The organism is Shewanella sp. OMA3-2 (genome assembly GCF_021513195.1).
In the GTDB taxonomy this organism is placed as follows: Bacteria; Pseudomonadota; Gammaproteobacteria; order Enterobacterales; family Shewanellaceae; genus Shewanella.
In genome coordinates this window covers 3,210,635-3,236,696 of the sequence record NZ_CP090974.1, presented here as the reverse complement: position 1 = coordinate 3,236,696, position 26,062 = coordinate 3,210,635, and the positions used below count along the sequence as shown (strand labels likewise).

Annotated in this window: 15 protein-coding genes and 3 pseudogenes; 10 read left to right on the top strand and 8 right to left on the bottom strand. The window is 39.2% G+C overall.

The features are described from left to right. Positions 1 to 253 precede the first annotated feature (253 nt). A pseudogene (locus tag L0B17_RS14235) lies at positions 254 to 2,940 on the top strand (alpha/beta hydrolase family protein). A gap of 143 nt (positions 2,941 to 3,083) precedes the next feature. Here L0B17_RS14235 and L0B17_RS14230 read toward each other — a convergent pair. The 5 genes and pseudogenes from L0B17_RS14230 to L0B17_RS14210 form a co-directional block, all read right to left on the bottom strand. Next, on the bottom strand, positions 3,084 to 3,497 hold the full coding sequence (locus L0B17_RS14230; RefSeq protein ID WP_235085689.1) for a DUF3192 domain-containing protein: 414 nt from the start codon (positions 3,495 to 3,497) through the stop codon (positions 3,084 to 3,086). A 58-nt stretch (positions 3,498 to 3,555) separates the two neighbouring features. Then, positions 3,556 to 4,358: pseudogene (xni, locus tag L0B17_RS14225) on the bottom strand (flap endonuclease Xni). 9 nt (positions 4,359 to 4,367) lie between these two features. Then, positions 4,368 to 5,722: pseudogene (gene ppnN / locus L0B17_RS14220) on the bottom strand (nucleotide 5'-monophosphate nucleosidase PpnN). A gap of 50 nt (positions 5,723 to 5,772) precedes the next feature. Next, the gene (locus L0B17_RS14215; RefSeq protein ID WP_235085687.1) at positions 5,773 to 7,329 is read right to left on the bottom strand and encodes a GGDEF domain-containing protein; all 1,557 of its coding nucleotides are present in this window, start codon (positions 7,327 to 7,329) and stop codon (positions 5,773 to 5,775) included. Positions 7,330 to 7,558: 229 nt separating this feature from the next. Continuing rightward, positions 7,559 to 9,709: a tetratricopeptide repeat protein gene (locus L0B17_RS14210; protein ID WP_235085685.1), complete on the bottom strand. Its 2,151-nt coding sequence runs from the start codon at positions 9,707 to 9,709 to the stop codon at positions 7,559 to 7,561. A gap of 178 nt (positions 9,710 to 9,887) precedes the next feature. On the opposite strand from L0B17_RS14210, the gene L0B17_RS14205 reads away from it, so the two are divergent. Continuing rightward, entirely contained in the window at positions 9,888 to 11,714 is a 1,827-nt protein-coding gene (locus L0B17_RS14205) for a M61 family metallopeptidase (RefSeq protein WP_235085683.1), read from the top strand. 67 nt (positions 11,715 to 11,781) lie between these two features. On the opposite strand, the gene L0B17_RS14200 is transcribed toward L0B17_RS14205, so the two are convergent. Continuing rightward, on the bottom strand, positions 11,782 to 12,339 hold the full coding sequence (locus tag L0B17_RS14200; protein ID WP_235085681.1) for a glutathione S-transferase: 558 nt from the start codon (positions 12,337 to 12,339) through the stop codon (positions 11,782 to 11,784). 81 nt (positions 12,340 to 12,420) lie between these two features. Continuing rightward, complete coding sequence (gene rdgC, locus L0B17_RS14195; protein WP_235085680.1) at positions 12,421 to 13,332, bottom strand: recombination-associated protein RdgC; 912 nt, start codon at positions 13,330 to 13,332, stop codon at positions 12,421 to 12,423. A 304-nt stretch (positions 13,333 to 13,636) separates the two neighbouring features. On the opposite strand from rdgC, the gene L0B17_RS14190 reads away from it, so the two are divergent. The 5 genes from L0B17_RS14190 to L0B17_RS14170 all read left to right on the top strand — a co-directional run bounded on the left by L0B17_RS14190 (position 13,637) and on the right by L0B17_RS14170 (position 21,554). Next, positions 13,637 to 14,566: a porin gene (locus tag L0B17_RS14190; RefSeq protein WP_235085678.1), complete on the top strand. Its 930-nt coding sequence runs from the start codon at positions 13,637 to 13,639 to the stop codon at positions 14,564 to 14,566. A gap of 205 nt (positions 14,567 to 14,771) precedes the next feature. After that, a complete protein-coding gene (phoB, locus tag L0B17_RS14185; RefSeq protein WP_235089841.1) occupies positions 14,772 to 15,461 on the top strand; it encodes a phosphate regulon transcriptional regulator PhoB in 690 nt (229 codons plus the stop codon). A 148-nt stretch (positions 15,462 to 15,609) separates the two neighbouring features. Continuing rightward, positions 15,610 to 16,908 carry a phosphate regulon sensor histidine kinase PhoR gene (phoR, locus tag L0B17_RS14180; RefSeq protein WP_235089839.1) on the top strand — a complete coding sequence of 433 codons (1,299 nt, stop codon included), beginning with the start codon at positions 15,610 to 15,612 and terminating at the stop codon, positions 16,906 to 16,908. Positions 16,909 to 17,314: 406 nt separating this feature from the next. Beyond that, entirely contained in the window at positions 17,315 to 18,286 is a 972-nt protein-coding gene (locus tag L0B17_RS14175; protein WP_235085677.1) for a PstS family phosphate ABC transporter substrate-binding protein, read from the top strand. Between the two features lie 1,441 nt (positions 18,287 to 19,727). Continuing rightward, entirely contained in the window at positions 19,728 to 21,554 is a 1,827-nt protein-coding gene (locus tag L0B17_RS14170) for a M1 family metallopeptidase (protein WP_235085676.1), read from the top strand. 172 nt (positions 21,555 to 21,726) lie between these two features. Here L0B17_RS14170 and L0B17_RS14165 read toward each other — a convergent pair whose 3' ends face one another. After that, a complete protein-coding gene (locus L0B17_RS14165; RefSeq protein WP_235089837.1) occupies positions 21,727 to 23,232 on the bottom strand; it encodes a peptide MFS transporter in 1,506 nt (501 codons plus the stop codon). Positions 23,233 to 23,842: 610 nt separating this feature from the next. On the opposite strand from L0B17_RS14165, the gene L0B17_RS14160 reads away from it, so the two are divergent. The 3 genes from L0B17_RS14160 to tpx all read left to right on the top strand — a co-directional run bounded on the left by L0B17_RS14160 (position 23,843) and on the right by tpx (position 26,020). Further along, complete coding sequence (locus L0B17_RS14160; protein ID WP_235085673.1) at positions 23,843 to 24,490, top strand: OmpA family protein; 648 nt, start codon at positions 23,843 to 23,845, stop codon at positions 24,488 to 24,490. Between the two features lie 24 nt (positions 24,491 to 24,514). Then, positions 24,515 to 25,348 (top strand): mechanosensitive ion channel family protein, encoded by an 834-nt coding sequence (locus L0B17_RS14155; RefSeq protein WP_235085671.1) that lies wholly within the window; start codon positions 24,515 to 24,517, stop codon positions 25,346 to 25,348. Between the two features lie 75 nt (positions 25,349 to 25,423). Beyond that, the gene (tpx, locus tag L0B17_RS14150) at positions 25,424 to 26,020 is read left to right on the top strand and encodes a thiol peroxidase (protein WP_235085669.1); all 597 of its coding nucleotides are present in this window, start codon (positions 25,424 to 25,426) and stop codon (positions 26,018 to 26,020) included. The last annotated feature ends 42 nt before the right edge of the window (positions 26,021 to 26,062 follow it).

Here is a 26,062-nt window from a genome sequence, read left to right as displayed (position 1 = left end):
GTTATTTACTAGACGACCATAGTCGCATAATGAAAATAGTGATATTTATGCAGCTGCTACAGACTCATGAGCAATTACAAATGAGCAATTACAAGTAAATACTTCAAATTGGGTGTTAGCTGTCAACAATACCCTATAATTATAAAAGAGGAAGATTGTGAAATTATCTTATTTGTCCACCTATTCAGTGTTGGTGGCGCTGTCGCTCTCATCGAGCTTGATATCAGCAGAACCATTAACCCTGACCGATATTATGCATTTTAAAACCTTACAACAACCGGTTTTAGCAGATAATGGTAGCATGATGGCTGTTGAAGCTCAGCCTGACAGAGGTGAGAGTGATGTTATTGTTAAATCAATCGATGGCAGTAAAAGTTTTGAAATCACTCATGGTACCCAACCTGAAGTGACACCCAATGGCCAATTTGTTATAGCCACTGTTCCAGCAAGTTTGCTAGATAAAGAAACTAAAAAGAAGGCCGAATTAACCCAAAATTTAGTACTGCTTAACACGAGTACGAATACACAACAAACATTTGAAAATGTTAAGTCTGCTGGTTTTAATGATAATGGTCAGTATTTAGCTATTTGGTTTGAAGAAGATAAATCTGCGACAGACAGTAAGCCAGCAGAAGATAATACTGAGCAATCTGATTCGGAGAAAAAGCCCAAACTTGATGAAGCAGATAAAGGTACTTCGTTAACATTAATCCATTTAGCCACTCAAAAAACAATCCAACTGACGAATGTGACCCAATATGCATTTGATGAGTCAGGAATTCACTTCGTTGCTGCGGTTAATGATCATGATAACAATCAACACCATGTCACTTTAGTTCATTTAAAAGATCAAGCGCAACGTAATATATATAGCGCGATAAACGAGCAAATCGGCGAACTGGCTTTAAGTAATAATGGTCGTTTTATTGGATTTACAACGGGAAATTTGGCCAGTAAGCGCGATAGTCGTCAATATAAATTACACCTTATTGATATTAAGTCAGGTAAAAAACGTCAACCGAGTAGTAATGGATGGACGTTAAATCAACATGCTAGCGTGATGTTTTCCCGTGATAATGAGCGGTTATTTGTCGGTAGAGTACCGCAAGTTACGGCACCCCAAACGCGATCTAAATATACCGATGAACAGTCACTATTTGATCAAGGTGTGATTACTGACAATAAAAACCTACGGGTTTGGCATGGTGATGACCCTAAAATTAAACCCCATGAAGTGAAAGAATATCAAGACGAGCTAAAGCGTACTTATTTAGCGGTTTATCATATTGAAGCTGATCATATGGTTCAATTAGCCGATAAAGCTGTGCCAACGGTAAATTATGGCGAGCAGAAGCGTTATTTGGTAGCCACATCAGATGTGCCTTACCAAAAAATGATTACCTGGGCAGGTTTTTATCAAGATGTGTATTTGGTGGATGTGAACACTGGGCGAAAAATTTTAGTAGTAGCACAGCAACCTAGTGACGCTGTTGCGACTTTATCACCTAATGCCCAGTACCTTCGTTACTATCAGCAGGGAAATATTTATATTTATGATATTGCTCAAGCGATCAGTTACAACTTAAGTGGTCAATACGATGTGCCATTTTCTGATGAAGATCATGATTACCCAAGCCAAGCACCTGGTTATGGTTTTGGTCCATGGTTAGCGGATGGTTCAGGTTTTATTGCTTATGATAAGTATGATGCTTGGCAGTTTAATACCAAGTCACATAACGGCTTCATGTTATCTAATGGTGAAGGGCGTAAACAAGGTATTGAGTTTCGCGTTAAAGGGTTAATTGAAGATAAACAGCCTGCCACGCTTAAGCAAGATCAAATGGTGTTATTACAAGGTTATAGTCATCGCACTAAAGAGGATGAGTTTTACCAAGCAAAGGTCGGTATTGCTGGGGTAAAAAAGCTAACTAACAGTAAAAGCAAATTAACTGTGTTAGCCAGAGCTAAGCAAAGTGAACAGCTATTATTTTCAACTCAGCGTTTTGACTTATATCCTGATATTTATACTGCAACGCTAGACACCCTAAGCAGTGCTAAAGCGCTAACGCAACTTGATAAGCAGCGCCAAGGATTGTCTTGGGGCAATGCAGAGCTAGTGCAATGGACCGGCGCTGATGGTGAGTCTATAGATGGTGTGTTGATTAAACCAAGCAATTATCAAGAGGGGAAAACTTATCCTGTTATGGTGTACTACTATCGCTTTATGAGCGATCGTTTGCATGCTTTTCCAGATATGAAAATTAACCACAGACCTAATTTTGCTTGGTATACCGATAATGGTTATGCGATTTTCTTACCGGATATTCGTTTTGAAATTGGCTACCCGGCATATCTGCGGTAAAAGCATTAACCTCTGGTGTGCAAAAAATAGTTGAAATGGGCATAGCAGATCCTAATAAAATAGGTCTGCATGGACATTCATGGAGCGGTTATCAAACGGCTTATGCTGTGACTCAAACCAATATGTTTGCTGCAGCAGTAGCGGGCGCGCCAGTTTCTAATATGACCAGCGCTTATAGCGGCATTCGTCATGGTAGCGGCCTTGCACGTCAATTTCAGTATGAAATGGGCCAAAGTAGAATGGCTGAAAGCTTGTACAAAGCACCACAGAAATACATTGAAAACTCACCGATTTTTTATGTTGAACGTATACAAACGCCTATGATGATTATGTTTGGTGATATTGATGATGCGGTACCTTGGGAGCAAGGTATTGAAATGTATTTGGCCATGCGCCGTGCCGGTAAGGATGTGGTATTTCTTCAGTATGAAGGCGAACCACATCATTTGAAAAAATACCCAAACAAATTGGATTACACCATAAAAATGCGTGAATACTTTGATCATTACTTGCAAGGTAAATCAGCGCCATTGTGGCTTAAAAAAGGTGAAGCTTATCAAGAGTATTCAGCTGACTAATACATATTAGGTTAACCCAAATATGCAGGCTCAAGGGCCTGCATTTTTATTACATATTAGATAAATGGGATATATGTGGCCAATGTTGACATTATTTGCGGCTAACGATTTAATATCGATGAGTCGCAGATTAAAGAGTTGAATTAATCTTGTTGAGTTTGAGATGAGCTACTCGCCCAAATAGTGCTGGCTAAATATTGTTGGAGGGTTTCGGCGCCCCAGGCAATTAAGATATTATTTTTAAATAATAATGGCGTACATTCATCGCGAGTTGTAATCCCATCTGATGAGACATGATGGGTTCGATAAAATAACAGTTGGTATTGACCATCAATAGCTGTTTTTGCCTCAACAAAATCTGCGCTGCCAAATAGCTTTAAAATTGCTTCTCGTGGTTGTCCAAAGCTGAGCTCACTCATTTTTTGATTATTATAAGCTTGCCTGTCATCCCACTCTCTATCTTCTGGTCGCGGTTCGTAAACAAACATCACTACAGCCACAAAAAAGAGGTATGCGATAAAAACCCCACCGATAACGTAAGTTGCTTTAGCTTTCATTTAAAGACCCGAATATGTTGTAGTGTTAAGTTATAATATTTTTCAACTTGATGGATTTTTATGGTTTTTTAACGGCTAACTTCGTCATTTGTGGTGTCGAAAGTTCAGCTTGATATCGAAATTGTTTTAAGTTGATATTGAGTGGTATGTCACATTGTAGCTGAGCCAATTTGTAGCTAATTCGCGCAATGTCTTTTCCTTCAGCTAATTTTTGTGCTTGTTTGGGACCAAGGTTTTCAAGTGAACGGTATATGTTAGCTAATGTGCGAAACTTATTCAGTAAATCGGCCGCTGATTTTGGCCCAATGCCTGCTATGCCGGTATTTTGTTGCCACTGTCACCAGCTAGGGCAATAAAGTCTAAAAACTGGCTGTGCACTATGCCTAGTTTGCGTTCATGTTCAATTAAATCAAATGCTTTTTGATTAAAATGATCCCACAAAATAAGTTGGTTTTGGGGCAATTGACTAAACCCCTTATCGGTAGAAGCTATAATTGCTTCACCGTTATTGTCGGTAATTTTAAGCGCGAGTGTCGCGATGACATCATCGGCTTCTGATGCGGCATCTAGCGAATGAATATGCTCTGCAGCCAGTGCTGATTTAATCCCCTTTAGTCCTTTATGTAAGGCCTCAGGCATTGGTTTGCGACCTTTTTTATAATCAGCATAAAGCTTCTTACGCCAAGACTCTTGCTCGCCGTCCCAGACGACAATGACATGGGAAGGTTGGTGGTATTGCAACATTTTATGACAAGCGGCTAAAGAGCGAACCTTAACGCTGTCAATATCAGTCTCATCGGGTAATACCGCATGTATACGGCGAACTAGATTGAGACCATCAATAATAAGTAATTTATTCATATTGTTATTTTATTTTATGATTTTATAGCAAGGCTCGTAAGCGCTGCCAGGAAGTTTCATTCGCTGCTGTTTTACAAATGCATCAAGTAGCTTATCCATCATTTTCATTAGCTTGGGGTCGCCTTTAATGTGAAATTTACCATGTTCTTTAATGCGTTTGATGGTTTCACCTTTGACATTGCCTGCCACTATGCCAGAAAAGGCTTTACGTAAATTAGCCGCAAGCTCAGCTTTATTATTTTGAAAGTAGAGATTTAAATTTGCCATAACTTCATGGCTGGGATCAAAGGGTAATTGAAATTCAGGTTCAATTTTTAACGACCATTGATATTGATAAGCATCGCCTTTTGTTTTGCGGTAGGTTTTTACTTCCGCCATACCTTGCTTCATTATTTGAGCCACTTTGACGGGATTATCAATAATAATTTGATACTTATTTTGTGCTTCCTCGCCAAGGGTAGCACCAATAAACTTATCAATTTCTTCAAAGTATTCTGCACTTTCCTTAGGACCTGTAAGCACTAATGGAAAAGGGGTGTCTGCGTTTTCTATATTTAATAAAATACCCAAAAAGTACAATAGCTCTTCAGCAGTACCCGCACCGCCAGGGAAGATAATAATTCCGTGACCTATACGAACAAAGGCTTCTAGCCGTTTTTCGATGTCGGGTAAAATGACCAGTTCATTGACGATTTGATTTGGAGGCTCAGCGGCAATAATACTGGGTTCTGTTAAACCAATATATCGAGCATTTTTAACCCTTTGTTTTGCGTGGCCAATAGCCGCGCCTTTCATTGGGCCTTCCATTGCACCCGCCCACAGCCAGTGCAAATATCAAGTTGCCTAAGGCCTAGCTGGTATCCTACGTCTCGAGTATATTGGTATTCGATGGCATTAATACTGTGTCCACCCCAGCATACAATGACATTAGGGTCTTTCATCGGTGAGATAGCGCGGGCATTTCGTAATATATCGAAAACCACATTAGTAATGTGGCTCGCATTTGTTAAGTTGATGTGTTTAAGATTATCGTATTTATTGGTGATATAAATGATGTCACGTAAAACAGCAAATAAATGCTCTTGAATACCGGTAATGATTTCACCGTCGACAAAGGCTTGTTCGGGAGGGTTAATCAGTTCAAGCTTAATCCCACGTTCACGTTGAAGTACATTGATATTAAAGGTATCAAATCTATCGAAGAGTGCTTCGGCATCGTCACTGACAAGGCCTGAGGATAACACCGCCAGCGAACAACTGCGGTACAATTGATAAAGGTCGCTTTTGGCGCCTTGCTTTAAACGATCGACTTCCAGTTGTGAAAGTTGATCTAAACTGCCTCGAGGGCTAATCCGTATAATCATAAGCAACTCCTGTAGACCTAAGTGTGTAGACACTTAAGCGGCGGTGCTGCTTATATGTCTATTACGACTCTGTCTCTGCCATTATTTTTTGCTTTATAGAGTGCAGTATCTGCTCTTTCAAAAGCTTCTTCGATGGTCTCATTGTCCATCACTTGCGCAGCGCCAATAGATAATGTAACTGTAATTCTCTGATTTTTAAACTTAAACGGAATGTTTTTTACTTTTTCTCTTACACGGTTAAGTAGTGCTGCAATATGCTCTTCGGTGACGTCAGGCAGTAACAGCACAAACTCTTCTCCACCATACCTTGCCACAAATTCACTGTCGCGTAATGAGTTTTTAAGTGCCATGGCAATAACTTGCAGTGTTTTATCACCTGTACTGTGGCCGAAATTATCATTAACTGATTTAAAATGGTCAATATCGGTTATTGCAATCCATAAAGGCGTCTTAAATCGAATATGATTACGGTACTCTTGATCCATTCTGTCCTCAAGAGCGGTTCTATTTGCCAATTGAGTCAGAGGGTCTAGTAGATTAAGCTTTTGGTGTTCAAACAGTTTCTCTTTATAACAGTTTGCTTCTTGAGTAATACTGTTAAGCTCTTTACGCATAGCGTCAATAGACTTACGTAATATCGTTTGTTCACGTTGTTCCAGTGCTTCTTTACGGGATAACACATCACGAAGAGAGGATAACTGCACTGTTAGCTGCGTTTTTAAATCATTTAGGTCGTCAACTTTGGTGATAATGCCACCGGCATTATCCACTCTTAAGTTAATTTCTTTATTTAACTGTTGTTTCAGTTGATGGCTTCGCTCGTTGTTATTATACGAATTATTAACGACATCACGGACAACGGTTAAAGCATCATTTAGCGCGTATAGAAAATCCTGGGAGGCTGATTTCTCTCTGGCAATATTATCTAATAATAAGCTTAAAATAGTTTGATACGATTCAAGTAAGGTATTTAAGGTAATATCACCTAGTAATACTTCTTTCATGACCAAAATTTGATCGCGTTGATCTTTACGAAACTCTATTTCAGATATTTTTATTGCTAGCTCTCGCGCAAGTTGAATATGCTGGGGTAATATGTCGTAATTGTCTACATCGGTAAATTGTTGTTGTAAAATCTCTTCGTAAAAACCAATAAGCTTTTCAACTTTAGGTATGTATTCCCATACAGTGTGAAAAGGTTTGTTGAGATCTTGCTTGAAATAGTTGATTTCTTTTTTGACTTTATCGGGTGCTGAATTGACCCGTTGAATCTGTCTTATTACTCTAGCAAGGCCTAGTCTGCTTTCTTCAAGCTGAGTCATAGTGTGGTGATACTGACCTTTCAAAATTCTTTCAATATCCACTAATTCAGGCAGTGCTTCGTCAATTTGCTCATAATCATGCAGTTGATGACGTAATTTGGCTAATTTATTATCCAGTTCCAGGTTTTGTCCTTTACAGGCCAAGCTTAAATGGCCAATAAACTGAATCAAGGTTTTAAGCTTATCATTACGATCTTTATTGATATCCTCTAAAGCAGTGCGGGCAGCATGAAGCTTTTGTTTCATTAGCGCTATTTGTGATACCGCTATTTCAGAATCGTTCATAAAATGCCTTGTTGCTTCCGCTAAATTCAACCAATAAAAAAGAGAATGATTATATATTGCCAATTAACACAGGTCACTAAAGTTTAGATTAAATGGATAATAGCTAACTATAACGACACATGACTATATCTACAGTGTAGCAATGTTATAACAAAGCGTTGTAGACGGGTATCTAAAATCTGCATAAAAAGTGTTGATTTTAGATGTTAGCTGAATAATTGTACAAGATTTAACTTGGCCAAGACTCTTCAGTAATAATTTGATTACTGTCGGCCTTAATTATGCCCCTTTTCAATGCTTGGGTGAGGTTAAGATAGAGTGGCTTGCTAAAAATAGTGGCTGGCGCAAAGTTAAGGGTTTTGATTGAAACATAGGTATTTTGAGCTTGAGTCATGGCGGCTGCAATAGCATATTGCGCGGTCTCGAAATGCAGTTCTGCAGATACAGATACATCAGGATTGGCCAGCAGTGGCATATGAATATGACCGATATAAATACGTGATAATCTTTTTTCTCTATTAAAGCTGGGTATTACGGGATTAAATAATCTTGTTTTAGCGACATAATCTTCTATTGTCGATAATAGATCTTGCGGGTTAATCGTATGATTAAAACAACAAGCAAATTGTCCCGGTTTAATAACGTAGATATCCGCAGTTAACAATTGGCTTAATTCATTAATAAATGCCTGAATAATTTTAGCTGATTCAGTTAAACCCATTTGGGTGTCGCTATGAGTCAGCGCTTCTATTTTAAGTAATGCAAAAGTTGATATCTCAGATGATGTGTCATTTTGTAAACGCTGTATGCAGGCTCTAAATCCATTCAGTTGGCTTATAGGTTCTAATAGGTACTGTTGTTTGTACTCTCGTTGTGCTCGAATGATTTTCTGAGAACGACTGATGGTTACTAGCAATACAATAACAATCAGAATCGCACAGCATAGTAATAAAATAGTTATCAACTGATTGTCGTTAAGCGCTGTCTTTTGCTCGTTTACTTTTGTTTGCAGTAAGCTTAAATCGAACTTTAATTTTTGTTCAGTGAGCCCTGAATTATCAGAATTATCTTGTTCTACCGTGTTGATGATATTGGATAATTCAATAATCTCATCAACAACCTCAATGGCAGCATTTAAATCGCCCACTTTTCGGTAAGCTATTGAGAGATATTTTAATGCTTCTAACTTTTGGTCTGTTAAGTTTTTTTCTGTTGCCAGAGCGAGTGACTTTTTAGCATGTTCAATGGCTTCTGGCCACATTGCTTGTTTAATAAGGATCTCAGTGTACAAGGCTTCGTTATAAACTAAGTAATGAGTGATATTTTTAGCAGTAAAAATACTGTTGGCTCTCATTATCGCACTCAATGCAGCGGGGCCATTGTTAAGGTTTAAGTAGGCCTCTGCAATATTATGATTGTTTAAACCTTGACCTATTTCATTATCAAGACGTTCATTCACTTGTAGCGCATTGAGATAATAGTCAATGGCTTTATTCCACTCTTTCTGAGCGGCATAAATCATTGCAATAACGGTCAAGGCTTCAGCTGTATATGAACCTTGATCAAAGGTTTGAAAGCTTGTTGTGGCATCATGGGCGTGTTTAAGTGCTTCATCCCACTGTTCCAAATCGCGATAGGTGCGAGCTAAATTAAGTTGGGCATGTGCTTTAATTCCTGGGTAGTTAATACGGTTACCAACCCGAAATGCTTCAGTATAATATTGCAATGACTTTGCAGGTTCATTTCTTCTATTGTAATAACGACCCAACTCCAACTCTGCTAATGCGATGAAATAGTCATTACGCAATTGATAAGCTATTTCACGATAACGATTTAAGTGAGTAAGGTTGGCTGATGGTTGTAAAACCATTTGATATAAGCCACTTAAGTGCTCATGAATTGAAAATCGACATAAGGTGGCTTGCAGCGATAAGTCAGAGCTGATTTTATTTAATGCATCGTTATACTGGGTTATAGCATAGTTATAATCTTGGGTTTTTCGAGCGTTTAAGCGTCCGTCTAGCATAATGATGACCGCTCTATCTAACTGTGTGCTGGCCACTATTTTTAATTGATTAATGAGCGTTAGCGCATCATCATTTTTAGTGTCTGAATTCACATTCGATTCAAGGTTAAGCCTTGTCAGCAATATTAATTTTTGGATCAAGTCATCGGGTGACAGGTCAAGGTTTTTAGCAATTAGATCAAATTGACTTTTATTGCTAAATACTAATGGAAATTTAGTACTAGATTTAAGTTCAAGGTACAGTTCTTGTGGGGTTTCGCGGAAAGTAATTTCCTGTAATTCAAGATCTTCAGCATTTGCCGATACAGAAAAAATAATAACAACCAGTAAACACCAAGCGATAATATGTCGCATAAAAGCTAGACCTTCCTTGATAAGCCGACAACCGCCGGAAAAACATGATGAGTAATAATATGTAAACATATGTTGTTTATTGCTGAGACTCTGGCAATAGGTTGTTATAATTTTTCAGATAAAGCAAAACTAAATCAAGATAAAAACAATAATAGAATCATACCAGAAGGATGCCACAGTGAAACCTACCTCTTTAGCAATAATGTTAACTAGTGCTATTTTTGTCGCCAGTTGGGCGACGCCTGCGTTAGCCGATGTAGAATATCAAATAGATTTAACGCAGCCACAGCATCATTTAGCCAAAGTGGCGGTGACTTTTCCACAGACAGATGCAAGTTATTTGACTGTTAATATGCCCGTGTGGCGCACTGGTCGATATCAAGTTTTGCCTGTTGCCGATGGGGTGAGATTATTTAAAGCAACAGATAGCCTAGGAAAAATATTAGATTGGCATCGCACCGCCAGTGGTGAATGGCAGGTTAAGCTAGATAAACCTTCAAGTGTTACCGTTGAATATCAAATTTATGCTAATGAGCTTGGCGATCGTTTACGCCATATTGATCGCAGTCATGCTTATTTAGATGCCAGTGGTATCTTTATGTATAGCCCAGCATTTCGTGATGAAGCTGTGAAAGTTAATCTGTCTGTGCCTAAAGAGTGGAACAGTTACTCAGGTATGCACAGTGGTCAAAAAGCGCATTCCTTTGTGGCTGACAATTATGATGTGTTAGTTGATTCACCAATAGAAACCGGTATTAATCAGCATTTTAGTTTTAATGCGGATGGTCGGGAATATGAGGTTGTATTCTGGGGCGAGGGTAATTATGACACGAAACAAATTATTACCGATTTAGAAAAAATCAGTCATCAAGCGAGTGTTATTTGGGATGACTATCCATTTGAACGCTATGTTTATATGGTACATGCCACCAGTGGTGTAAGTGGTGCAACAGAGCATTTAAACTCAACCGTTATCCAACTACCGCGTTTTAGTTTTCGAGAACGCAGTGATTACCTACGTTTTATCAGCACCGCTTCACATGAGTTTATCCATAGTTGGAACGTTAAAGCATATCGTCCACAAGGTTTAGTGCCTTATGATTACCAGTCAGAAAATATGACTGAATTGTTGTGGATTGCAGAAGGTTCAACCAGTTATTTTCAGCACCAACTGTTATTACGGGCTGGTATTATTACAGCCGAAGAGTTTTTTGATGATCTGAGCAAACGTATTAGCAGTAATCAACATAATCCAGGCCGTGAAATTCAATCCATTGCTGAAGCCAGTTTAGGGCAGTGGAGTAGTACCTGGGGAGATTATGCCGTTAATCACAGTGTGAACATTTATGCTGAAGGCTATATGACATCACTATCATTAGATTTTGATTTACTTGCACAAACTAAGTTGAAGCATTCCTTCCGTGATGTGCACAGAAAGCTTTATCAAGATTTTAAAGTGCCGATGGGCTATAACGTCAGCGACATTAAAAATATTTTAAAAGGTTTATCAGGAACAGATTATCAAGCGTGGTGGACTAAAAATGTGACTTCACCAGTCACCTTAGACTTTGACGCCATGTTATTACAAGCGGGTTTAAAACTGGGGTACGGCAAAGACGCCAAAACACAAGTCGCAGCAGGTTTAACATTAACAGGACTGTTTGATGATTTAACGATTTTATTTGTCACTCGTGAAGGCCCAGCATGGCAAGCGGGCATTAATGCGGGGGATGAAATTGTTGCGGTAAACGGGCTTAAAGTGAGTGCCGCAAGTTGGGATAAACGGTTAGCGGACTTTAACCCTGGTGACACTATTGAGTTGACCGTATTTAATAATGATCAGCTAGTTAAGCGAAGCCTTACTTTAGCTGAGCAACCAAAAGGTGAGCTAACGATATCCCCTGTTAAAAAGGTGACTGCTGAGCATAAAGCATTCTTAAAAGCATGGTTAGGTATCGATTGGCCTTTTGATACAAAAGGTCAATATATAAAGGCTGAGAAGTAGCTTAAGCAGAGACGTCGCTTAATAAGACATAAAATGCCCATCAACTTGATGGGCATTTTATTAATCTTTACTGCGGTGGTTTGGTGCTAGCAAAAGGCGCATATTTTGCTATACCACTGAGAAAACTTTTCAAATTAGCGCACTGGTCTATATTGATACGGTTACGGAATAGCCCCCAATCTAAGTAGCACGCTAAACGTAGCTCAGAGTCACTGTAGGGAGCGCTATCACGCAAAGTGAGTTGCTCAAATTGCGCAATACTTGAGTTGATTCTAGCCGCTTGACGTTGGGTGTAAGTTACTGCGTTAAGATCAACGCCATCTTTTTCTAAAAAAAATAGATTAATAGTGCTGTCTAAAGCAGTATTTACCATACAAAACATATCCAGCTCAGCTGGTGTGCTTAAATACGGCTGTCCAGCCTGCTGGCGAATATAAAACAAGATTGCACTTGAGTCGGTTAAAAAAGTCTCACCATGCTGCAGAAATGGCACTCGTTTGGTTGGAGATTGCAGGGCACTACTGGCATGATCGGTTTCGATAAACTCGAAATCTTGACCAGACTCCATCAATGCTATTCTACAATGGCGCACAAACGGTGAGGTATAACTTCCATATAGCTTCATTTTCAATCCTTCTCTTTATTAAAAAGATATTTAATCACCTCAGTTCGACTAATGAACTAGAGGTTAAATAGATTTTTCAGCTTAAATACTTTGTTCCATTGGGCCAAATGCACCATGCAAGGCTTGCACAAAGGCGATAAGCTCACTGCCCATTAAGGCAAAATCAGCATCTAAACGCGCCATAGGATCTTCATTGCCAACTTCGTCATTACCCGCTCTAAATTCTTCAGAGAATTTAATCCGTTTTACGCTCGCATCAGACTGCATCACAAATGCGACAGACTGAGCAAAATGCAGTGCGAGTTTATGTACCTGTTTACCAGTAGCTAAATGTGCCAGTACTTCATCTTCTTGAAGTACCTGCTGCTTAAAGCGCACAATGCCACCTTCATCCGACTCAGACTTTAATTCTGCTTCATCTTGCATTACAAAAGGTTGTGGTGCTTCACCCGCTTGCAGCCATTCAGTTAAGGTTTGCTCAATAGGCTTAGTATAACTCAGTGGAATAACCGGTAAACTGCCTAAAGCTTTACGCAATAAGGCTAACATTTCTTCTGCTTTAGTGGCACTTGAACTGTCAACTAGCATCATTTCTAACTCTGGCAAAATTAGCGCCCGAGTTTGACTGCGACGAGTGAAGGCTCTTGGCAGTAATGTGGTGGTGATGTCATCTTTCATGGCGTCTTTTTCTTTCTTCGTCACCGTGCGGTTTTCTGCGTCTTCAATTAACGCCACTTTTTCATCAAGTGCTTCTTTAATAACCTGTCCAGGTAATATTTTATCTTCTTTAGTGACGCAAATAAGATGACGATTTTCGGCACTATGAACTAAAGCTTGGCCTTTTTTGCCTAGTGCATTTGAAAAACCAAATTTACTGATGTCTTGGCTACCACAAGGAGAAAAGGTGAAATCAGCTAAGGCTTGTTCTAACGTTTCTGTGTCGGTGGAAAACGGTTTATTGAAACGGTACAAGGTGAGATTTTTAAACCACATAAAGAGACACTCATTATTGAATAAATAGTTGGTCAAGCAGTTTACGGCATCTGATTGATTGGGTAAACAGGCCTTTTTAATCGACCAATTGATTGCCATGACAGGTTTCACAAAACTGTCATAAAGTAATCTAATTTCACTTTATTGCTTTAATTCAATGGCTAACTCTTGATTGGCTTGTGACTTAATCTTGTGTTTTTGTTTTTACTGAATCACTGAAATATTTCTGAAACATTAGCAAGGCAAACTTCGGCTCGTTCCCAAGCAGTAAACACATGATGATTAGAAACGTTGAAAGGATGAAATGATGAACTTATTTGCTAAAACTCTACTGGCTTGCGCTGTAACAGCTGCAACAATATCAACAGCCTACGCCGCTGACCCATTACAAGTTTATGGTAAGTTAAATGTATCAGCGCAATCTAACGATGTAGCCGGTGAAACTGAAACAACGATTCAAAGTAATGCTTCACGTTTTGGCGTGAAAGGTAATTTTGAATTAGGTAATGATCTTGAAGCTTTTTATACTATCGAATATGAAGTTGACACGGGTGATGATGTAAAAGAGAACTTTAAAGCGCGTAACCAGTTTGTGGGTTTGCAGGGCAATTTCGGTCTTGTGTCTGTGGGTCGTAACGATACGGTTTTAAAGATATCGCAAGGTAAAGTTGATCAATTTAATGACTTAGTTGGCGATGTAAAAAATGTGTTCAAAGGTGAAAACCGTATGGCACAGACCGCAACGTATATGACACCTATGTTTAGTGATTTTCAGTTCGGTTTAACATATGTTGCTGACGGTGATTCAGAGCAAAGCGAAAACACAGGCGTGAGTATGGCCGCGACTTATGGTGACTCAGGCTTAAAGACAACGCCATTTTATGCTGCAATTGCTTATGACTCTGAAGTTAAAGGTTATGATACTGCACGTGCAACTGTGCAAGGTAAAATTGCTGGTTTCGTACTAGGTGGTATGTATCAGCAGCAAGAAAAGCTTAACTCTGACGTAACAGACAATGGTTACTTATTGAGCGCAGCATATGACATAGATGCAGTGACATTAAAAGCGCAATACCAAGACATGGATAATAAAGGCGATTCAATGTCAGTGGGTGCAGATTACACATTGGCTAAGCCAACTAAGTTGTTTGCTTATTACACGACTAATGCAATGTATGACTCTGGCGATGTTGATGATTCATATTTGGGTCTAGGTTTAGAGCATAAGTTTTAAGTTTATGCTTTAAATACACAAAAGGAGCTGCGGCTCCTTTTTGCTTTGTGTTATAAAGTGTTATTGGAACAGGTTTTATATGCAATTAAGCCAAGCATTTTGAAGCTGTTTATCAATGAATATGGTTAAATATCTTCAAGATCATAATTCTGTAACAAAACTGACCAATAATAGTCATCGTGGCAAATTACTGATAGAAGCGAATATGACAGCAAGGATTTTAATTGTAGAAGATGAATCAGCCATCCGTGAGATGCTGACATTTGTGATGGACCAACACGGGTTTACAACCGCTGCAGCTGAAGATTTTGATTCCGCCATTGCGTTATTAGCGGAACCTTATCCAGACTTAATTATATTGGATTGGATGTTCCCTGGTGGTAGTGGTATCCAGTTAGCTAAACGGTTAAAGCAAGATGAGTTTACCCGTCAAATACCGATTATCATGCTTACCGCCCGTGGCGAAGAGGAAGATAAGGTTAAAGGCTTGGAAGTGGGCGCAGATGATTACATCACTAAACCCTTTTCCCCTAAAGAGCTTGTTGCACGCATTAAAGCTGTACTAAGACGCAGTGCGCCAACAAGACTTGAGGAAACAATAGATGTACAAGGTTTGCAATTAGACCCTGTTAGTCATCGTGTTTCAGCAGGTGATGGGGTGCTTGATATGGGGCCAACTGAATTTAGGTTGCTGCATTTTTTCATGACGCACCCTGAGCGTGTTTATAGCCGTGAACAATTACTTGATAATGTTTGGGGAACCAACGTCTATGTTGAAGACCGTACCGTCGATGTACACATTCGACGTTTACGTAAAGCCATAGAGCAAGGTGGGCACGATAAGCTAATCCAAACGGTTCGTGGAGCGGGTTACCGATTTTCAACAAGGATGTAATGGGTATTCACTGTTTGAATATTCATATCACGATGTTTGCAGTGGCAAAAAGTGCTACTCTAGCGACTCAAATGTCAAGTCACACTGTATGGCAGTTAAATTATCATTAGTGAATAATTTAACTGCCATACTGCGATTTAGGTAACGTATATTGAACTCTTATTCAGGCTTTCGTCTACTTTCTCGCCTTGGATTAATGGTACTGCTATTAGTGCTGGTGGGCTGGATTGTTGACTACATAATGTTAACGGTATTACTTGGATCTGCGGCACTACTGTTTTGGCATTACCGTCAATTGTCTAGATTAAGCCATTGGCTATGGAAAGATAAAAAGTTAACACCGCCACAAGGGCGAGGCAGCTGGGAAGATATTTTTAATGGTATTTATCGGCTTCAAGGAAAAAATCGTCGTCGAGTGGGTCAGCTAGCATCGTTACTTGGACGTTTCAGGCAGGGTGCAGAAGCATTGCCTGATGCCGCGGTGGTGCTTGATTCAGAGCACAATATTTTATGGTGTAATAAACTGGCTCAATTAATATTAGGTTTTGTCTGGCCACAAGATAACGGCCAGCGAATTGATAACCTTATTCGTCACCCTGATTTTTCAGCCTACCTGCGAAAACATAATTTTAGTGAACCTTTAGAGATCCCATCTCCGGTATCAGAAAGACGTTTGCTAGAAATTCGGCTGATGCCCTATGGTGATCGTCAGCTGTTATTAATGGCCCGTGATATTACCCGAATTCATCAATTAGAAAGCATGCGTAAAGACTTTGTGGCTAACGTATCCCATGAGCTCAAAACCCCGTTAACAGTGTTACAAGGGTATTTAGAGATCATGCAAACCATGGAAGATGAAAACTCACCGAATCAAAAACCGCTCAACATGATGCAGCAGCAAACTAGCCGCATGCAATCTATGGTTGAGCAGTTACTGGCATTGTCGCGTATTGAGGCTGGCGCCAGTATTGATCTGTCGCATACTGTCAATATGGATACTATGTTCAGTCAGCTTAAAGTTGAAGCACAAGCATTAGCGGCTGAACAATATGAACTGGTATTTTTGTGCGAGCCAGGATTAAATATTCATGGTCAAGAGCAACAGCTTAGAAGTGCCTGTTCTAATTTAATCTCAAATGCGATTCGCTATACCTCGCCAGGAGGGAAAGTGTCTATAACATGGCAAAGTGTTGCCAGTGGTGCAAAATTTTCGGTGACCGATACCGGTGTAGGCATCGCTTCTCAACATATCAACCGTTTAACTGAGCGTTTTTACCGGGTAGATAACGCGCGCTCAAGTAAAACCGGTGGCAGTGGTTTAGGTTTGGCGATTGTGAAGCATGCATTAAGCCATCATGACAGTGAACTAGCAGTATCGAGTGAGCTTGGTAAAGGCAGTACTTTCAGTTTTATTATTCCTACCCATTTAATTGATAGGAAAAATTAATTTTTAGGGGATACCACATGCCGTCATATCGACGGCATTTTCATTTTTGTGACTTAATTAACCTCAGAACGGGATAATAAACGCTTACTAAACAGCTATTTTTATTGCGAACGTCGTTTCATTAACGTGCAATAGGCCAGCTATTGACGTGTTAACCCCCCTTGTTTTCAAAAAAATGACAAGTTTGCTATGAAATAAGCTAAATTTGTTGAATTTAGCTTATTGATCCCATCTATTAACCCGAATAGAGGTTATGCATTTAAGTGAGGATTCAGTCATGGTTATAAATGATCAAATATACTTCGCCTGTCACTTAACTGTCACATTATAGTCATAGACTTGTCATCATTGGAGTTGATACTGACTGCGTTTTAAAAACTTAGCACGCTTAATTTGGAGCAATACAATGAAACTGAAAAAACTTGTCGGCGCAATTACCTTAACAGCCGCTGGTGTGTTCTCGGCAGCATCTATGGCTGCAATTGATGAAACCTTACCTATGTACGAAAAAACAAGTGGTGTTTCTGGTAACTTGTCTTCTGTAGGTTCTGATACGTTAGCTAATATGATGACGCTATGGGCTGAAGAATTTAAGCATATATATCCTAACGTTAATATCCAAATTCAAGCTGCAGGCTCTTCTACAGCGCCACCAGCATTAACTGAAGGGACTTCACAGTTCGGTCCAATGAGCCGTAAAATGAAGCCTAATGAAGTTGAGTCATTTGAAAAGCATTTTGGTTACCAACCAACTGCTATCCGCGTAGCAATTGATGCACTTGCGGTGTTTGTTCATAAAGATAACCCAATTAAGGGGTTAAGCATCGAGCAAATCGATAGTATTTTCTCTTCAACAAACAAGTGTGGCGGGAAGCAAGTTGAACGTTGGGGTGACTTAGGCCTAGACGGTAACTGGACTGCAAAAGATGTGCAATTGTACGGTCGTAACTCAGTCTCTGGTACCTATGGCTACTTCAAAGAAAAAGCCTTATGTAAAGGCGATTTCCGTCCAAACGTGAACGAACAACCAGGTTCTGCATCTGTTGTTCAGTCAGTATCACAGGGCCTTAACGCAATTGGTTACTCAGGTATTGGTTATAAAACAGCGGGTGTAAAAGCGGTTGCAGTATCTAAGAAAGGCGATAAGTTTATCGAAGCATCAGCTGCCAATGCCGCTAATGGAACTTACCCACTTTCTCGTTACTTGTACGTTTACATCAACAAGCACCCAAACAAAGATTTGTCGCCAATGGATCGTGAATTCATTCGCTTTATATTATCTAAGCAAGGTCAGCAAGTTGTTGAAAAAGATGGTTATGTACCATTACCTCGCACTGTAATAGCCAAAGATTTAGAAAAAGCCGGTATCCGTCTTTAACCTAAATTAGACTGCATAATTAAAGACCTCCATTGAGAGGTCTTTTTTTATGCTTGGCGTTATGTAATTTTTAAGCAAAAAAAAAGCAACCTATTAAGGTTGCTGTAACTGCAATGTGCAATTCTGTTGATAGGATAACTCACTATCGAGTGGGGAGATGATGATGAACAAAATCATTTACAGACTCAAACTTTCAATAAATTGGGGTGTACAAAATTCGGTTCATATATTCAGACAGGCCTTATTGATAAAAGTTCCAAATAAAGATAAAAAAATTAAAATAATTATTCTAAGCGTTTATCTCACTAGTATTGTTAGACGTGCTTATTAGAAAGTGCTTTCTAGAAAACGACTGTTAAACAATGATTGCTATAAACGTAGTGGCGGCCTAATGCTCAAACCGTCGTAAAAAACAGCTAAAAAAAAGCAACCTATTAAGGTTGCTGTAACTGCAATGTGCAATTCTGTTGATAGGATAACTCACTATCGAGTGGGGAGATGATGATGAACAAAATCATTTACAGACTCAAACTTTCAATAAATTGGGGTGTACAAAATTCGGTTCATATATTCAGACAGGCCTTATTGATAAAAGTTCCAAATAAAGATAAAAAAATTAAAATAATTATTCTAAGCGTTTATCTCACTAGTATTGTTAGACGTGCTTATTAGAAAGTGCTTTCTAGAAAACGACTGTTAAACAATGATTGCTATAAACGTAGTGGCGGCCTAATGCTCAAACCGTCGTAAAAAACAGCTAAAAAAAAGCAACCTATTAAGGTTGCTGTAACTGCAATGTGCAATTCTGTTGATAGGATAACTCACTATCGAGTGGGGAGATGATGATGAACAAAATCATTTACAGACTCAAACTTTCAATAAATTGGGGTGTACAAAATTCGGTTCATATATTCAGACAGGCCTTATTGATAAAAGTTCCAAATAAAGATAAAAAAATTAAAATAATTATTCTAAGCGTTTATCTCACTAGTATTGTTAGACGTGCTTATTAGAAAGTGCTTTCTAGAAAACGACTGTTAAACAATGATTGCTATAAACGTAGTGGCGGCCTAATGCTCAAACCGTCGTAAAAAACAGCTAAAAAAAAGCAACCTATTAAGGTTGCTGTAACTGCAATGTGCAATTCTGTTGATAGGATAACTCACTATCGAGTGGGGAGATGATGATGAACAAAATCATTTACAAGCTCAAACGTTCAGTAAAAGTAGCTATATCAAATTCGGTTCATATATTCAGACTGGCGTTTTTTATAAAAGTTCCAACGAAAGTTAATTATTTTTATTATTCTATTATTCAAGGCTACAAACCTGATGAAGTTCTGGTGGGCAGATACTAAATAAGCCTTTTAAATGTTATCTTTAAGGGCAATTATTAGGCGCGCTGAACCATCAAAACTAAAACAGCAATTAAGGATACTAAAGTGGCTACCACTGTAACTTCATCTTGGGATTATCAGCATGATTATCATTCAAGTGCTAATACTGACATTGTTTGTGTTTCTCATTTAGATCTTAATTTACAAGTCGATTTTATTGCTAAAAAATTAATGGGGCAGGTGACTTTACACTTTGCCTTAGCTAAGGGAGCAGACCGTGACCATGGGCAACTTATTTTAGATTGCCGAGATCTAACCTTGTTTAGTGTTACCGATTTACAAGGGCAATCACTAGATTTTTCATTGATTGATGTAGGCGATATATTAGGGCAAAAATTGGTGATACAAATTGATCAATCAATTAGTGCTGTCACCATTCATTATGCCACATCACCACAGGCACAAGGTCTACAATGGTTAACCCCCGAACAAACTTTAGGTAAGCAACAACCCTATCTATTCAGTCAGTCACAACCGATTAACGCTAGAAGCTGGATCCCCTTGCAGGACACGCCTAAAGCGCGGGTGACATTTGATGCCACCATAAAAGTCAATAATGGTTTGCGTGCTGTCATGAGCGCGATTAATGATCCGCAGATGCCTCCAGATGGCATTTTTCATTTTGTGATGGATAAGCCTATACCGACTCATTTACTGGCTTTGGCAGTGGGCGACTTAGCGTTTGAAGCCACAGGACCTAGAAGTGGCATTTATACCGAACCGGCAATGTTAGCCAGTGCGGTTAAAGAGTTTGAAGATACGGAAGCGATGATTAAGGTTGCAGAGTCATTACTTGGCCCTTATGCATGGCAGAGGTACGATATGATTGTATTGCCACCCAGTTTTCCATTTGGCGGCATGGAAAACCCTATGCTGGCATTTATGACACCAACCTTAATAGCAGGTGATAAAAGTTTAGTGTCTACGGTAGCGCATGAACTAGCACATTCTTGGACCGGAAACTTGGTCAGTAATGCGACATGGCGTGATCTATGGCTTAATGAAGGGTTTACCACTTACTTTACGAATCGTATCGTTGAAGCGATATACGGTAAAGAACAAGCTGATTTAGAGTGGGTCAATGAATATACACGTTTAGAAGCTGAAATGCTGTCTACTGATTTGATAGATCAAACCTTACCAGCCAATGTACAAACACGAGATCCAAATTTGGCATTTAATCGTTTCACCTATGATAAAGCATCAATGTTTGTTCATGAGCTAGAACACCGCTTTGGCCGTGAAGCCTTCGACGCTTTTCTATTTGAATATGTGACTCACTTTGCTTTCAAAGCCATTACTACCGAAGTATTTATGGCTTATATGCTGCAACATGTATTACCCCACTTTCCGGATAAGTTAACTGAAGTTGAATTAACAGAGTGGGTATATGGTGAAGGATTGCCCCATTGGTTTGTGCCTCCAGCGTCACGCAGCCTAGACAAAGTGCATTTGGCGCTTGTCCACATTGAACATAAAAAACCGCCGAGCGAGTTAAAGGTGAGTGGTTGGCGGGTGCATCATTGGCAGTATTTTTTAAATCAATTACCTCAAGTTGTTAGCCAACAGCTGTTACTTGATTTAGATGACACGTTTTTATTTAGTCAAAGCAAAAATTCAGAAATTGTTTGTGATTGGTTTAGGGTCGCTATTCGCAATCATTATGACCCAGTGCTAGCACCATTATCGGTATTTTTAACTTCAGTCGGACGAGCTAAGTTTGTTAAACCACTTTATAGCGAGTTATTAGTCGCTGGATATAAACAAGAAGTCGAACAGATATATGCTAAAGCAAGGGCTGGCTATCACCCATCGCTGCAAGTGCAATTAGATAAGTTAGTGGGTTGGCAAGTATCAGTTAACCATGGTTAGGAAACACGAATAAATTTTAGTTAGTGGCCATATCGCACTGATTATTTAATCAACATTGTATATACAAAATGGGCCTTAGATTTTCACCTAAGGCCCATTTTCATATCATCTACATAATGATAAATAGCTTATTTATGACGTTATCTTGATAACTTCAATAATAAACAAGCGATTAACGCTTAATCGCTTCATGTTCAGCTGTCACAGCAATTTCTTCAGCTAATGCTTCTTCTTCAGAATCATTATGGCCTTCAGCACCGTGCATCCAATCTACTAATTTATCAGCCATGAAGTATAGAATAATACCTGAAGCCGCCGCAGTAATAGCGATACCTGCGAAGATAGACATTGCATTTGCTAGTTGATCTTCAACGCTGCCGCCATGGCCAATAAGTGAGCCAACAAGACCACCTACTTTGTTAGCGATTGCGATAAATAGGAACCATGCGCCCATCATTAATGATGCAATGCGCAGCGGAGCCAGTTTAGTGACCATTGATAAGCCAATAGGTGATAAACATAATTCACCCATAGTATGGAAAAAATACGCGCCGACTAACCACCACATGCTTGATTTAAGTGAAGCATCACCATCCATCTGTAACACAGCACCAATCATGAATAAGAAGCCGATACCAAGTAACACTAAGCCAAGGGCAAACTTAACCGGTGAGTTAGGTTCATTTTTACCTAAACGTATCCAAATTGACGCTATCACAGGCGCAAAAACAACAATGAAAATAGCATTTAATGATTGGAAATAAGTTGTTGGTACTTCCCAGCTACCAATCATACGGTCGGTAAAGTTATTGGTGAATAAATTCATTAATCCACCGGCTTGCTCAAAACCAGCCCAGAAAATAATGGTAAATAAACCCATAATCATGATCACTTTAATGCGATCACGTTCTATTTTAGTAAGAGGCTCACTACGCACTTGTCCTTTAAGTGCATTTCTTTCTTTTTCAAGTCGTGCAGCAGGGATAGTACCAATATCACCAAGTAATCTTTGAGCAAAAAAGAATTGAATGATTAACGATGCAACCATACCAACACCAGCACAGAAGAAACCAGCCTGCCAGTTATTAACAAAGACTTCTTGTCCAGCAACCACTTCACTATGACCAAAAGCGGTGTAAGCCCAAGCTACAATAATACCCGATAGTGCAGCACCAACGTTGATACCCATATAGAAAATAGTAAATGCACCATCACGACGGTGATCACCTTCTTCGTATAAGTCACCTACCATGGTAGAGATGTTAGGTTTAAACAGTCCATTACCAAATATCAAGGTACCTAAACCAATATAAAACAGTGTGGTTTCTAAGCCAGGAAACCAGCTATGCGGCGCAGCAAGGGTAAATTGCCCTATTGCCATTAATGCACCACCAATGTAAATCGACTTACGTTGGCCAAGATAATTATCTGCTAACCAACCACCAATTAGTGGGGTTAAATAAACTAAACCGGTAAAGGTTCCGTACAAAGATAACGCATCTGCCTGAGTCCAACCTAAACCACTGCCGCCATCTGATTGAACTTTATCAACCAAATAAAGGACCAATATGGCACGCATTGCGTAATAACTGAATCGTTCCCACAATTCAGTTGTAAAGAGAAGGAACAATCCTTTCGGATGCCCAAGCATCGTTCCTGGTGCTTTTGCTTCACTCATTAAGTTTTCCACCTTAAAGCTTGTGATTGGCTGCGGCACAAGTTGTACCACAGAATAATTGTTTGCAAATTTAGGCCGAGTATTGCGATTAGGCATTGCATCAATACGATGTTGTGCTTTTTTTCTGTGCAATCTTGGCCGATTTATTGTTCATTTCTTATAATAAATATTATTTACTTGATGTTTAATTTGTTTAAAACATCAAAAATCCCATCTTATATACCTTTTTCTGAACGCTTAAGTCAATGTTTATGCGGGTGTCAGGTGCACTTTGCTAGTTGCTAATTTGTAAACATATCTCATCGATTAAGTCGGCTTGCCTGTTTATTATGCTGGCAAGCCTTTCTTTAATGGCGATATGTGGATTGTGGTTGCTGCTATTAAGTTTGTCGGGTTATTGCCGATAAATATTGATGGATTTGAACAGTGTTAGATGATGCTATTTTGAGCGATAATACATAAAGCATTAACTTGTTTGTAGCAATATAGGTTTGCTTGATTGCAAATCTGGCGCTAAAAGTTAAAATGTGTGTAAGTTAAAGTTGCTGGAACGAGTGTTAATCTCAACAGTGTTGCCTGACTGCATTAAAACAACATGATTGGAGATAACATGCGTTTATTCATTACGATACAAATATTATGTTTTTTTTTGCTGAGTTCCCCTGCCTTGGCATGGGTTGATACCGACATGGATGGTGTGCCAGATAAAAAAGATGCCTGTGCTGATACACCTAAAGGTGTGGAGGTTATGGCTAATGGTTGTAAAGATCCCGCCTTGGTTTTAACCGAACTCAATTCTGATGAAGCCCCTACTATTGAAGCGCCTACAACCGCAGTTGCTGATGAACTCATTAACACGATAGAATATGTTAACCGTTGCGAGCAGTTGGGCACTAATGACGTAGTAAATTGTTTACAGCAAGTAATACAACCTATTTATTTTGAGTTTGCCAAAGCAGAGGTGATGCTATCGCAAAGACCTGTGTTAGATAGTATTCACAACATAATAGCTCAAAATAATAATGTGACCTTACAGCTAGTTGGACATGCCGACTTGTTGGGAAGCGATGCGTTAAATCAAGCGCTCTCATTAGCAAGGGCAAACAGCGTAAAAGCCATTTTAGTCACCGATTTTAACTTTAATCCTGACAACATCTTTGTAAAAGGGATGAGTAACACACAACCTGCTGCGGATAACGCCACATCTGAAGGACGTCAACGCAATCGACGGGTAGAATTTATCATTTCGGCAGAATAACCTGCCACTTTAGGGAGTAAAACAATGGAAAACCTTGACGGTTTAGAAGAGTTAATAAAGCAAGCACCTGAGTTTGTTATGGCTTATGGGCTTAAAACATTAGCTGCTTTGGCGATGTTTTTTATTGGTAAGTATTTTGCGGGTGTGGCAAAACGCGTTACTGATAAAGTATTAACTAGCCGTAAAGTTGATCAAACGGTTGTGTCGTTTGTGGCAAACTTGGCGTGGTCAATTGTATTTGTATTTACTATTGTGGCGACACTAGGTCAGATAGGTGTACAAACAGCGTCACTGGTCGCTGTAATTGGTGCTGCAGGTCTTGCTGTTGGTTTGGCGCTACAAGGTTCACTGTCAAATTTTGCATCAGGCGTATTAATGGTGTTATTCCGTCCATGTCGTGTTGGTGATTATATTGAAGCCGCAGGCGTTGCAGGTGTTGTTGATGAAATTACAATTTTCTCTACTAAACTGCGTACGGGTGATAATAAAATGATTACCGCACCAAATTCAGCGATTATGAACGGCACTATTACCAATTATTCAGCACTTGAAAAGCGTCGTATCGACTTAATAATAGGTGTGGGTTATACCTCTGATATCGCTAAAACCAAAAAAGTATTAGCTGAAGTATTAGATAACCATCCGCTTGTTTTAAAAGATCCAAGTTATACCATTGGTTTAGCTGAGCTCGCTGATTCATCAATTAACTTTGTCGTTCGCCCATGGGTTAGCACAGGTGATTACTGGCCAGCGCGTTTTCAAATTTTAGAGCAAATCAAAAATGCACTTGATGCCGCTGAGATTGAAATACCATTTCCACAAATGGATTTACATGTTAAAGAATTAGCAGCAAGTTAATCAATTATTTGATTAACTGCATATAGCAAAAACCAGCCACAAGGCTGGTTTTTTATTATTAATCAGGAGAATATAATGAAATTTCAACAACCTTTACTAAATATAGGGTTATCCTTGGTGTTAATTGCCAGTCCAGCATTTATTAACTTTACAGAAGCTGCTGAAGTCACCATGGGTGGGCATCCAGTAACATTAAAAGGTGATTTACCCGCTAATAATATGCCAGCACCTGAGTTTAAAGTGGTTGATGATAAATTTAATCCGGTTAATTTAAGTGATTTCAAAGGCAAAACAGTATTAATCAGTGCCGTACCAAGCTTAGATACCGGTGTATGTGCATTGCAAACAAAACGTTTTAACAGTGAATTTGCTCACTTTGATGCCGACGTTGTTATGTTGACCATCAGCACAGATTTACCTTTTGCTCAAAAGCGTTTTTGTCAAACTGAAAGCGTTGATAAAATTAAAGTATTGTCTGACTCAGTGTGGCGTAACTTTGCTGACCAATATGGATTATTGATTGAAAACCGTGGCTTACTGGCGCGGGCGATATTTATTATCGATGCGGATGGTCTGTTACAGTACCAAGAGCTTGTTAAAGAAGTCGGTAGCCACCCTGATTATGATGCGGCGATAGCAGCATTAACAAAAATTGCTGCAGCTAAATCTTAATCCGTTACACTGTCGGCCATGGTTTGGATAAATGACGATTTA